The organism is Bacteroidales bacterium, assembly GCA_021648725.1.
Lineage (GTDB): Bacteria > Bacteroidota > Bacteroidia > Bacteroidales > JAADGE01 > JAADGE01.
The window spans coordinates 1-11924 of the sequence record JAKISF010000053.1; the positions used below are offsets into that span (position 1 = coordinate 1).

11 protein-coding genes and 1 pseudogene are annotated in these 11924 nt (G+C 30.2%); 4 read left to right on the top strand and 8 right to left on the bottom strand.

Annotated features, from left to right (window positions below):
• The 4 genes from L3J35_13300 to L3J35_13315 all read right to left on the bottom strand — a co-directional run.
• The coding region (locus L3J35_13300) for a hypothetical protein (protein MCF6367161.1) at nt 1–475 on the bottom strand (475 nt) is incomplete at its 3' end.
• A 246-nt stretch (nt 476–721) separates the two neighbouring features.
• A complete protein-coding gene (locus tag L3J35_13305) occupies nt 722–1189 on the bottom strand; it encodes a DUF5606 domain-containing protein (protein ID MCF6367162.1) in 468 nt (155 codons plus the stop codon).
• Nucleotides 1190–1300: 111 nt separating this feature from the next.
• Nucleotides 1301–1882: a dephospho-CoA kinase gene (gene coaE, locus L3J35_13310; protein ID MCF6367163.1), complete on the bottom strand. Its 582-nt coding sequence runs from the start codon at nt 1880–1882 to the stop codon at nt 1301–1303.
• Between the two features lie 13 nt (nt 1883–1895).
• Nucleotides 1896–3551, bottom strand: coding sequence for a nucleoside kinase (locus L3J35_13315; protein ID MCF6367164.1), 1656 nt, complete (start codon nt 3549–3551; stop codon nt 1896–1898).
• 143 nt (nt 3552–3694) lie between these two features.
• Between L3J35_13315 and L3J35_13320 the strand changes: the two genes are divergently transcribed.
• Both L3J35_13320 and trxB read left to right on the top strand, forming a co-directional pair.
• Nucleotides 3695–4036, top strand: a complete 342-nt coding sequence (locus L3J35_13320; protein MCF6367165.1) for a thioredoxin family protein — start codon at nt 3695–3697, stop codon at nt 4034–4036.
• Between the two features lie 106 nt (nt 4037–4142).
• Nucleotides 4143–5069 carry a thioredoxin-disulfide reductase gene (trxB, locus tag L3J35_13325; GenBank protein MCF6367166.1) on the top strand — a complete coding sequence of 309 codons (927 nt, stop codon included), beginning with the start codon at nt 4143–4145 and terminating at the stop codon, nt 5067–5069.
• Between the two features lie 20 nt (nt 5070–5089).
• Here trxB and L3J35_13330 read toward each other — a convergent pair whose 3' ends face one another.
• Nucleotides 5090–5854 (bottom strand): hypothetical protein, encoded by a 765-nt coding sequence (locus L3J35_13330; GenBank protein ID MCF6367167.1) that lies wholly within the window; start codon nt 5852–5854, stop codon nt 5090–5092.
• A gap of 78 nt (nt 5855–5932) precedes the next feature.
• Between L3J35_13330 and glmM the strand changes: the two genes are divergently transcribed.
• Complete coding sequence (glmM, locus tag L3J35_13335) at nt 5933–7321, top strand: phosphoglucosamine mutase (protein ID MCF6367168.1); 1389 nt, start codon at nt 5933–5935, stop codon at nt 7319–7321.
• Nucleotide 7322: 1 nt separating this feature from the next.
• On the opposite strand, the gene L3J35_13340 is transcribed toward glmM, so the two are convergent.
• Nucleotides 7323–8669, bottom strand: coding sequence for a 4Fe-4S dicluster domain-containing protein (locus L3J35_13340; protein ID MCF6367169.1), 1347 nt, complete (start codon nt 8667–8669; stop codon nt 7323–7325).
• Nucleotides 8670–8752: 83 nt separating this feature from the next.
• Here L3J35_13340 and L3J35_13345 point away from each other — a divergent pair, with 83 nt between their 5' ends.
• Nucleotides 8753–9562 (top strand): HAD-IIB family hydrolase, encoded by an 810-nt coding sequence (locus L3J35_13345; protein MCF6367170.1) that lies wholly within the window; start codon nt 8753–8755, stop codon nt 9560–9562.
• Between the two features lie 499 nt (nt 9563–10061).
• Here the strand turns inward: L3J35_13345 and L3J35_13350 are convergent.
• Nucleotides 10062–10526: pseudogene (locus L3J35_13350) on the bottom strand (CYTH domain-containing protein).
• A complete protein-coding gene (locus tag L3J35_13355) occupies nt 10523–11749 on the bottom strand; it encodes a M48 family metallopeptidase (protein ID MCF6367171.1) in 1227 nt (408 codons plus the stop codon). Before L3J35_13355 ends, L3J35_13350 begins: the two are co-directional and overlap by 4 nt.
• Nucleotides 11750–11924: the final 175 nt, after the last annotated feature.

Sequence of the window (11924 nt, forward strand, 5' to 3'; positions counted from 1 at the left end):
CGGCGTTTGTATCGTAATATGAAAAAGCTTGCAAATCGGTATCAAAAACCAATAAAGCATTTGCGGGACTGCTTATTGCATTTTTTTGGCTTGTTGAAAGACGGGGAATGAGTAATCCTTTGTTTGTTGAGTTTATTTGCATAATTGCACTTATATCGGGTGTTTTTGTGCCCAGACCGAGTTGTGCATACTCCGTCAAGGTCATAACAGGAAAGTATTTGCTTGCGGTTTTATAATAAAAATCTAAATTGCGATATACACTAAAATCCCAACTTGAAGTATCACATTTGTTGCACTTTGAAGATAAGCGAACAGTAGTAATTGTATCGCTGTAAAGATGTAACAACTTAAAGGGCTTATATGTTCCTATTCCTACATTTCCTCCGGTATGGTAAATATCCCCTGTGTAGGGGTTTATGGTTGTGCCTATGGCTAATTGTGCCTCTGATTTAGTTGTTGCAAAAAAAGTAATCATAAGAAAAATAATAGGCATTAATCTTGCGGGGGGGGGGTAATTTGCAAAATTTCATATTTAGTTTTTTAAATTAGGTAATTGAAAGGATAAATATAAACATAACTATTTTATTATGCAAATTTTTGGCAGGCATTTAGTTGTGTTATAGTGCGGACAGTGATAATAGCAGATTAATAAAGTAAAAATAAAAGCGATTACCATTATGATAATCGCTTAATGAAATAATTTAAAATAGTTGATTTTAGATTAATCTTCTTTCTTTTCTTTGTCTTTTTCGGAAGTCTTCTCGTCATCTTTTACTTTGTCATCTTTCTTCTCTTCTTTTTCTTCCTTAAATTCAAGAATATTATTTTCGGACAATAAATTATACCATTTTAAAACTTTTTTAATATCAGACACATATACTCTGTCTTTGTCATATTCAGGCAGTACTTCTTCAAAGTAAGTTTTGATTTCAGCGGAGCTTGATTTCGGGCTTATTGCTTTTTTACCTTCTTCTTTATCATAAATTTTCTTGAGAACATCTTCAAGTTTAATGTCTTCATCGGTTGTGAAAATTGAAATGTCGCTTAAAGAGCTTATTTGGTCGGATGCAAATGCACTGCCTCTTTTTCCGTCGGAAACTGATTCTACAACGATACCTGTTTTGGATTGGGCAATATGTTTATATAACCCGGGTTTTCCTGAAATTGATAAAATCTTACTTAAATCCATAGTTTTTCTTAAAAAATTTGTGCAAATGTAATTGATATTTCTTATATCGGAAATAATATTACTAACATTTGAGGTTATTAACGTTTTTTCAAAATAATTATTTTGTTAAATTTATTCACTCGTTATTTTTTTATGTATGTTTAAAATTTGCGGTAATATGAGTTCTTTATCATCGTTTCTGATAATAAAATTTGATTTTTTTATTCTTGCTTTATCTGAAATTTGATTTTTTATTCTTGCTTTTACCTCTTCAAAATTTGTGTTATCTCTTTGCTTAACTCGTTTAATTCTTATTTTTTCAGGTGCAGTAACAGTTATTATTATATCAACGTTTTTATACATATTACTTTCAAATAATATTGCATTTTCATTGATAACATAAGAACTGTTTTGTAAAGAAACCCATTTATTAAAATGATTTTTGACAATAGGATGTACAAGTGAATTTATGAATTTCAGTTTTTTCTCATCATTAAAAATTATGTTTGCAAGAAATTTTCGGTTTAATTTATTTTGCAGATACACTTCTTTCCCGAATTTTGAAATAAGTTTATTTTTAATTTCAGGGGTTGAATTCATCAATTTTTTTGCTTCAATATCTGAATTGTAAACAGGAATTCCGAGTTTTTCAAATACTTTACAAACAATTGATTTTCCGCTTCCTATTCCTCCGGTTAAACCGATAATTTTCATAAAAATATTTTAATTAATAATGGAAAGTGCTTTTGCCGAGAAATTCTCTTAAAATAGATGTGGGCGGAATTTCATCTTCTATGTTAATGTCCTTAAAGTAGGAAAAGAACTTTAATAATCTTTTAGCTTCTGCATGTTCGGGTTTGCTTTGGTTGATGTCTTTCAGAAGCGGTTCTGCATATTTTTTTAAAACTGCAAGTTCATAAAGTAAGGCAGAATTGAACATTATATCTGCTTCTTCCTGAAACGGAAAAATGTTTTTTTCTTCTCCTCTTCTTACACTTTCCCAACGACTTAACGTATCATAGACACTGTACCCTCTGTATTTGTGGTCTCTTATTATTCTTCTAATCAACCGGTTGTCTGTTGTCGGGATTCTGTTGTGCCCGTCAATACCAATTTGAGTAAGTGCGGATATATATATTTTATATTTTACATCGTCATCAATATTTTCAGTTAACTTCGGATTTAAAGCGTGAATTCCTTCTGCAATAAAAATAGTGTCTTCGTCTGCCGAAAGTGTTGTTCCGTCAAAATATCGTTCTCCTGTTTCAAAACTGAACTTAGGTAAATCAATTGTTTTACCGGCTTTTAAATCATTAATATTTTTGTTGAAAGTTTTAGTGTCCAGTGCATCTAAAGATTCAAAATCGTAGTCTCCGTTTTCATCTAAGGGTGTTTGGTCTCTGTTTACAAAATAGTTGTCTAATGATATTTGAATAGGTTTCAATCCTGAAACTTTAAGTTGAACAGCAAGTCGTTTTGAGAAAGTTGTTTTTCCGGAAGATGAGGGTCCTGCAACTAAAATTAATTTTATATTTCCTTTGTTTTTTATTTCGTCTGCAATTTCAGCAATTTTTTTCTCATGTAATGCTTCTGATATTTTTATTAATTCGCTGTCGTTACCTTCAATAATTTGCTCATTTAACCTGCCTACATTCGCAGTATTTAAAATTTCAACCCAACTTTTGTGTTCTTCAAGAATGTCGAACATCATATCTTGTTTTACGAATGGTTCAAGTTTGTCAGGTTTTTTTCTGTCAGGTACTTTTAAAAGCATTCCGTCGTATAATTGAATTAAATCAAAAACTTTTAGATATCCTGTTGACGGAACAAGAAATCCGTAGAAATAATCTATCATATCTTCTAACGAGTACACACAAGTATATAATGAAGGGCTTTGTTTAAACAGGCGTGCTTTTTCGGGATAATTATTTTTTTCAAAGATTTCAATTGCTTCTGAATTCAAGATTTCATTTCTTACAAAAGGTATGTTTGCATCAATAATTTCCGTCATTTTATTCTTAATCTCATTAACTTGTTCTGCTTGCCCCGTCATATCTTTTCCTACAAGTTGACAGAAATAGCCTTTTGAAACAGAGTGTTCAATCATAACATCAATATCAGGATATATTGATTTTACGGCTTTCATTAAAACAAAGTATAATGAACGAAAATTCATTCTCATACCTTCACGATGTGTAATATTAATAAATTCAACAGTATGAGGTTTGAAAATTCGATAAGAAAGTTCTTTTGCTTCATTATCTACTAATGCACCCAAGAAAGGATGGCTGTTTGTTATTTTCTGGTCTTCAATAATTTCATGTAAACTCGTACCGAAATCGTATTCTTTCGTAATATTTGTATTCTTGCAAATAATTTTCATCTTAATATTTCTTGTAAAATTTAAGTACAATCTTACATTTTTTTAAGATTTAATAAAAATATTTTTGTGATATTTTTTTTTATGATAGTTTTGTATCCGGTTATCCGGATATGATGATTTGTTAAATTTAAATAATTGTAGAAATGGTTTTGAACACAAACTTAGAACATGTAACAACGGGAGCAGATTATAATAAGATTATTTCCGAAAATGAAAATGTAATGATATGCTGCGGCAGAATGGGACCTATGTGTGTGCCTGTTTATGCTGTAATGGAAGAATTAAGAGAAGAATACCAAAATATTAAGTTTTGTGATATGCTTTTTGATAATCCGGAAGCACATGTTATAAGAAATTTACCTGAGTGTGCAGGTTTTATGGGATTGCCTTTTACTGTTTATTATAAAAACGGTAAAGTTGTAAAAGCTACAAGCAGTATTCAAACAAGAGAGCAAATTACAGAAATTTTAAAATCAGAATTTTAAAATCACATATTATAATTAATGTTTAGCTTCTTTATCTCGATATTTTCATAATTTTAGTTTTTAAACATCTTGCGTTTTGTAAGGTGTTTTTGTAATACAGAGCAATATGGAACAACAAAATAAATATGATATTATTGTTATCGGCGGAGGACCGGCAGGTTTGACTGCAGGATTATACGCTTCAAGAGCAAAAGTAAAGGTTTTAATTTTAAATGAAGGTATTGCAGGAGGTCAAATGTCATTGACACACGAAGTTGCAAATTATCCGGGAATAGAAAAAATAAGCGGATACATGATGTCGAGAAATATGCAAAAGCAAGCTGAATCTTTTGGTTGCATTGTGAAATCAAATATTAAAGTTACAAATATTGATTTAAAAGGAATCATAAAAAAAGTTACGGTAAACAAGAAAGAGACTTATGAGTCAAAAGCTGTAATTATTGCAACAGGCGGGAAATCAAAAGAAATAGGAGTTGAAGGGGAGAAAGAATTTGCAGGACGAGGTATTTCTTATTGTGCAACTTGCGACGGTGATTTTTTTCAGGATAAAGAAATTATTGTTGTTGGCGGCGGTAATTCTGCATTAGAGGAAGCAATTTCTTTAACTCAATATGCAAGTAAAGTTACGATTATTCATCAATTTAATTATTTTCAGGCATATAAACATGCGATTGAAGCTGCTCAAAATCATGAAAAAATAAGTTTTATTTTAGAATCAACTATAACCGGTTTCTACGGTTCACAATCTTTAGAAAAGGTAAAAATTAAGAGCTCTAATACAGGAATTGAAACAGAAATGAAAATTGACGGTGTATTTATTTTTATAGGTTATGTACCTCAAACCAAACCTTTTAAAAATATCATAAAGTTAAATGAAAGAGGCGAAATATTAGCTGATGAGAATTTAGAAACAAATATAAAAGGGGTCTTTGCAGCCGGAGATTGCAGAGAGAAAATATACAGACAAATTACTACTGCTGTTTCCGACGGAACAATTGCAGCATTAAATGCAATTGAGTATATTCAAAGCTAAATATTATTCTTAAAATTATGTTATTTTTTCAATAAAGCATCTTTTATAATCTTTGCCCAAATTTCATATCCTTTTTTATTCATGTGCAGTTTATCTTTTTGAAATATATTGTTTAGGATATTGCCGCTTATATCATACATCGGTTCAGTTATGTCAATATAATGAAGTTTTTTTTCTGTAATACAAAATTCTTTTATTAACATATTTGTAATTAGCATTTTATCTATATAATTGATTCTTTTTGGCGAAGGTTTTATTGATAAGAAATAAATATCTGTTTCAGGTAAATATTTTTCTGCCATACGAACAAATAATTTAAATGCTTTTAGGATGTTTTCAGGCGTTAAAAACGGAGCCAAAACATCATTATCTCCTTCATATAAAACTATTGCAGAGGGTTTATAGGGCATTGCCAATCTGTTAAAATAATATATTGCTTCCGGCAAAGTTGAACCTCCGAAACCCCTGTTAATTGCCGGTAAAGGAAATAAATCTTCTTTTATTGAATACCATCTTCTGATACTTGAACTTCCGAGAAATAAAATTTGTCCTTCTGTAATACCTTTTTTCGCATCAATTAATTCGTACTTTAAAACTTCATCTTCATATCTGTTTAAAAACAATGTGTCAAGGTAAGTTGACATTTCTTGCATATACAATATTGTGTCAACTGTTGTTTGATATTTATCAGTAACATCAAAATTTTTTATTTCACTTTGGCTGTTTGATTTACAAGAAAAAAACGAAAGAACAGATATATATATAAGAATTTGTAAAGGTTTCATTTATTTTTTTTGCAAATATATTTTGATTTTTTATTATTATCGGTATCGAATTCATATTTTTGTAAAAAATAACCCAACATGACATTAATTAAATCCGTTTCAGGAATAAGAGGAACAATAGGCGGAAAACCCGGAAATAACTTAACTCCGATTGATATAGTAAAGTTCACTTCTGCATATATTCATTTAATGCAAAAGCGTTTGTCAAAGAATAAATTGAAAATTATTGTAGGAAGAGATGCAAGATTATCAGGGCAACAAGTTTTAAATATTGTTATCGGAACTTTAACCGGAATGGGTGCAGATGTGGTAAATATAGGTTTAGCAACCACGCCGACAACCGAAATTGCTGTTACGGAGGAACATGCTGACGGAGGAATAATATTAACAGCAAGTCATAATCCGAAACAATGGAATGCGTTAAAACTTTTAAATGAAAATGGTGAATTTATATCTGCCGGTGAAGGAAAAGAACTTTTGAAATATGCTGATAATAAGTTTGATGAAATAACTTATGCCGAAATAAATAAGATAGGAAAAACTTCCGAAAAAGATTATTTACAAAGACATATTGATTTAATTACGGAAAATAAATTTGTTGATATTGAAGCAATTAAGAAAGCTGATTTTAAAGTAGCAATTGATGCCGTAAATTCTGTCGGCGGAATTGCATTGCCGGAATTATTGAAGCAATTAGGTGTAACAAATACAATTGAATTATACTGTGAGCCAACCGGTAATTTTCCGCACAACCCTGAACCTTTGCCTGAAAATTTAACTGAAATTTCAAAAGTTATTAAAGAACAAAAGGCTGATGTCGGTTTTGTGGTTGATCCTGATGTTGATCGATTGGCAATTATTAATGAAGACGGCACAATGTTCGGTGAAGAATATACGCTTGTTGCCGTTGCTGATTATATTCTTTCAATACAAAAAGGAAATACGGTATCAAATTTATCCTCCACAAGAGCTTTAAAAGATGTTACGGAAAAATACGGAGGAAAATATTCAACATCTGCAGTAGGAGAAGTTAATGTGGTTGAAGAAATGAAAAAAGTTAATGCTGTTATCGGAGGAGAAGGAAACGGCGGTGTTATTTTTCCTCCTTTACATTACGGAAGAGATTCCCTTATCGGAATAGCATTGTTTCTTACACATTTGGCAAAATCCGGTAAAACTTGCTCTGAATTACGTGCAACATATCCTGAGTATCATATTTCAAAAAATAAAGTTGAATTAACTCCTGATACAGACGTTGATGACATACTTTCTAAAATAAAAAATAAATATGAGCAAGAAAATGAAGTTAAAATTACGACAATTGACGGTGTGAAGCTTGATTTTAAAGAAGGCTGGGTTCATTTAAGAAAATCAAATACAGAACCTATTATCAGAATTTATGCCGAAAGCAAAACCCAAAAACAAGCAGAAGAATTTGCAAAAATGATAATGAACGAAATAATATAATTTATTTGCTTTTCGGATTTTTTCCGTAAAATAAATCATCGGCTTTTAGTGCTGCTTGTGCAAATAATCTTGAATTATCAATACCTTTTCTGATTAAATTATGCATAAAATTATTCGGATGCGAATAGGGGCAAACCTGAATACATTTTCCGCAATCCGTACCTATAACATTCCAATATGTAAAACATGATTCTTGGTTAATTGTCCATCTTTCCGTTCCGAATTCTTCTTTCGGATTATCAAAAGATATAGCTTTTACAGGACAATTTACGGCACATTTTTTACAAATCTTGCAAAATTCGGTCATACTCGGTTTAGGATTTATTTTGTCTGCGATAAGAGGCAAATCTGTAGTGACAACAGCAATTCTTACTCTCGGTCCTATTTCGTGTGACATTAAAATTCCCATTCTGCCTAATTCTCCTAACCCTGCATCACGAGCAACCGTAGGACAAATTAAATCATAATTGCCGTCGAAATGGGGCTTTGCTGAATATCCGAATTGCCTTATAAACAAAGTTAACTGATTTGCAATTGCAGCAGAGCGATAATATTGTTGAGAAGATTCTACTACGGTTTCTGCTTTCGGGGCTTTATCAATCATTGTTTTGTCCATTTCAACCGTAAAAGCAACGGCAAAAGGGTGTTTGTCCGTTATTTCTTTGCCGTATTCTTTTCCTCTTCCTTTATGGCTGTATAAATGATAATCTTTTAATTCGGTAATTCCTATACTTACTGCACCTATTTGTTTTATCCAGTTCTTAATGTAATTACTGATTTCATGAGCATTAATTTCTTTTTTAGAAACATTTTCTTTCGCAACTTCTTCAATATTACCGACAAAAACTTCAACAGCTTCAAAATTAGCATTTGCACTTGCAAATTTAAATTCATTATATTTTAAACTTTTTTTACTTAATAATCCTGCCTTTGCTCTGAATTTATCATCGAGTATTTTCTTTTCGGAATTATTCTTATAGTATTCTTTAAAATTTTCTGAGCCGGGTTTAAGAGCTGCTCTCGAAAACATTACATCACGTTCATCAAATTTAAATTTAACAGGGTTTTTAATTACTTTACTCTTAACTTTTACAGGAATAACTAAAATAATACCGAGAATAAAAATTAAAAAGACAAAACTGTAAGCAATGATTTCGTTATTAAGGTAAAAAGATGTAAATGAGAATAGTGCAATTGTTATTAAACTAAGAGCCAGGGTTATTAATGAAGCTCTTTTTTCGTTTTCGTTCATGAAAATAATTGAAAAATACAGCATTATTACGGTAAGAAATAACCCGACAATTCCGTTTATGAGAAATATATTTATGTGAAATAAAGCTGCTTCCATAGTGTTCAAAAGTAGGTAATATTATTTAATTTTTTTATTCCTCTTAATATTCCTTTCTTGTAATCGTTTTTATATTTTAAATTATGAATTTGAAATCAGTAATTATTGACCTTGACGGAACTTTATTAAACGATAAACGAAAAGTAGGAGATAATGATTTTAAAACTTTACAAAATCTCGGGAAACAAAATGTTGAAAGAATTATAGCAACCGGACGTTCATTATTCAGCACAAATGAAGTTTTAGCATCTGATTTTCCGATTGATTATTTAATTTTTGCGGCAGGTGCAGGAATTATGAATTATAAAACAAAAAAAATTATAAAATCTCACTTTATAACTAAAAATGATGTAATAACTATTGCAAAACGATTAGATAAGCTAAAAATAGATTTTCAAGTGCGAGCAAATATCCCGAACAGTCATAAATATTTTTTTAAAAGATTTTCTGAAACAAATCCGGATTTTGACAGAATAAATTTAATTTATAAATCATATATTAAAGAATTAAATGATTTTAAAAAGTTGGAAAATTCCGCAAGATTTATTTGCATAGCTCAGGATAATAAAATTGTAAAACAAATTGAAAATGAGTTTAAAGAATTCAGTATTATTCGAGCAACTTCTCCGATTGATAACCGTTCTGTTTGGATGGAAATATATCCGAAAGGGGTAAATAAGGGAACAGCGGTTAAGTTTCTTGTAAATAAACTTAATTTAGATTTATCTGATACAATAGCTGTCGGTAATGATTATAACGACATCCATTTTTTAGATTGCTCAGGAATTAGTTTTGTGGTAAATAATGCACCCGGTAATTTAAAAGAAAAGTATAACATAACGGTAAGTAATAATGATAATCCTTTAACAACAATAATAAATTCTTTTAAATAAATATATTTTCAAGCAATTCAGTTCCTGTTTTTGTTTTAAATATTTTTTTTCTGATATTCGGAATTATATTTTTTGATTCATTACCTTCTTCAAAATTCACTAAAAAATCTGCTTCTATTAATATTTGAAAATCCTGATTATCAATTTTAGAATAACTGTGATGATTTGCAATAATGTATAAAACTCTGTTTAATGTTTTACCCGGAATATTAAATTCTTTTAATAGTTCTTTTGCAACGGGAGGTCCTTCAATTTCTTGATAGTGTCCTGCAGTTGAATTGTATTTCTTTTCACAAACTTTTATTCCTATATCATGTAAAACGGCGGCAATTTCTGCAGTTTCTTGTAGTTTGTTACTGATATTTTCGTTATAGGAAATATATTTTACATAAGCATGAACTTTTAAAGCATGGTTTATTCTTCGAACATCTTTTCCGAAATAATTTATCATCTTCTTTATTATCATTAAAATATCGATTGATTCACAGGCAGTTATATTCCAACTTGTAAAAGGATGCTCTGCCAAATATAAATTGTAATATCTTATATCTCCGGTAACTTCTTCACCGAGCCAATCGGGTTTTATAAAATCTTCGTTTTCGTTTGTCAACTCAATTTCGGCAATTTTTATACCTTTATTTTTTCCTTCAAAGAAATCAACTTCAAAAGTATGCTTACCTGCCGGAAAATAATATCTTGTTTTTACAATAATCTTATTTTTACATAGCAACAGAAGCTGTTCGGCTTCATTAACCGTAATTTCTTTTTCAAATTCAAAACGTGTTGTGCCGGACTCGTTGCTTTTTCCTTTAATGGTTAAATATGCTTTGTTGCCTTTTAATCGAATTCTTACAGAATGTTCAGGTTCAGTTGAAATATAGCCCTGTTTTACTTTCTCAAAATGAAGCCCTTCAACCGAGAAATTATTTTTTACCAAGAATTTTCTTTCAATCTCAATGTTCATTTTAAAGCTTTTATTCTTTGGTACAAAGTAGGGTGGGAGTAATAAAAAAAGACATAGCGAGGATGCGGGGTTAAATTACTCAGGTTTTTTTCACTTAGTTTCTTTAATCCTGAAATCAAACCTTCTGCTTGTCCGTATTCTTTTGCAAATTTATCTGCTTCATATTCGTGCTTTCGAGAAAGCATATTCATAAACAAACTCAAAATTGTTGAAATCGGACTGTATAAAATACCGAATGCAATTAAACCCAGCTGAAAACTAACCGTTTGAGACCCCATTGCTTTTGAAAGTTCAATATTATTCACAAAAATAGAAAATATGAAGAGCATTAAGCCGCTTTGTATAATTGATATTAATATATTCCCAAAAGTGTGTTTGTGCTTGTAATGACCTATTTCATGAGCAAGAACGGCAACAATTTCATCAACAGTTAAATCATTAATTAAAGTATCGTATAAGACAATTCTTTTTTTATAACCCAAACCGCTGAAATAGGCATTTGCTTTTGAAGATCGTTTGGAGCCGTCAATAACAAATATATTATCTAATTTAAAACCGGCTTTTTGACTGAATTCTTCTATCGCCATTCTTAATTCGCCTTCTTCTAAAGGTGTTTGTTTGTTAAACAGGGGAACAATTATGCTTGAATAAAACATGGTCATAAATATTGAAAACACACTGATTGCAATCCACGCCCATATCCAAAACATATCTTCGTTTAAAGTATATAGCCAAATTATTAATGCCAACAAACCTCCTCCGATTATTGCTCCGAGAAACCAGCCTTTAATTTTATCAAGAATAAAAGTTTTAACCGTTGTTTTATTGAAACCGAACTTTTCTTCAATAACGAAAACGGAATAAACAGAAAAAGGAATATTAATAATATCCGATGCTAACATTAAGATACCGAAAAATATTAATGCAGATACAATTGAATTTTCTGAATAAGTCAATGCAATTTCATTAATAAAGTTAAAGCCGAAGAAGAAAAACATGGCTAATGTAAGGAGAATCGTAAATGTAGAACTTATAAAACCGAATTTTGAATTGGCTTTACCGTATGCTTGTGATTTTTTATACTTCTCATCGTCATATATACCGTCCAGTTCCTTCGGGATGTCTTTATTTCTGTTTTTAGAATTTAAAGCATCTAAATATTGAGAAAAAATATAAGATAATACGATAATTGCTATGATGATATAAAATGCTGTGTTATACATTGTATTTTATTTTGCTGCAAATATATAAATTGATTTTAAAATCTTAATTTAATTCTACTTTACTAAGTTAAAATTTCCTGTTTTTCAGCTTGTTTCCTGTAATTTAGGTCAATATCGTATTTTCTTTTCTTGTGTCTTTTTTCCATTTGTTCAAGTCTAATTTCGACATCTTTTT

Excerpts from the sequence above, each read along its gene's own strand:
- trxB (MCF6367166.1), top strand. The coding sequence starts at position 4,143 with ATGGAACAACAAAATAAATATGATATTATTGTTATCGGCGGAGGACCG.
- L3J35_13340 (MCF6367169.1), bottom strand. The coding sequence starts at position 8,669 with ATGGAAGCAGCTTTATTTCACATAAATATATTTCTCATAAACGGAATT.
- coaE (MCF6367163.1), bottom strand. The coding sequence starts at position 1,882 with ATGAAAATTATCGGTTTAACCGGAGGAATAGGAAGCGGAAAATCAATT.
- L3J35_13305 (MCF6367162.1), bottom strand. The coding sequence starts at position 1,189 with ATGGATTTAAGTAAGATTTTATCAATTTCAGGAAAACCCGGGTTATAT.
- L3J35_13345 (MCF6367170.1), top strand. The coding sequence starts at position 8,753 with ATGAATTTGAAATCAGTAATTATTGACCTTGACGGAACTTTATTAAAC.
- L3J35_13315 (MCF6367164.1), bottom strand. The coding sequence starts at position 3,551 with ATGAAAATTATTTGCAAGAATACAAATATTACGAAAGAATACGATTTC.
- glmM (MCF6367168.1), top strand. The coding sequence starts at position 5,933 with ATGACATTAATTAAATCCGTTTCAGGAATAAGAGGAACAATAGGCGGA.
- L3J35_13355 (MCF6367171.1), bottom strand. The coding sequence starts at position 11,749 with ATGTATAACACAGCATTTTATATCATCATAGCAATTATCGTATTATCT.
- L3J35_13320 (MCF6367165.1), top strand. The coding sequence starts at position 3,695 with ATGGTTTTGAACACAAACTTAGAACATGTAACAACGGGAGCAGATTAT.
- L3J35_13330 (MCF6367167.1), bottom strand. The coding sequence starts at position 5,854 with ATGAAACCTTTACAAATTCTTATATATATATCTGTTCTTTCGTTTTTT.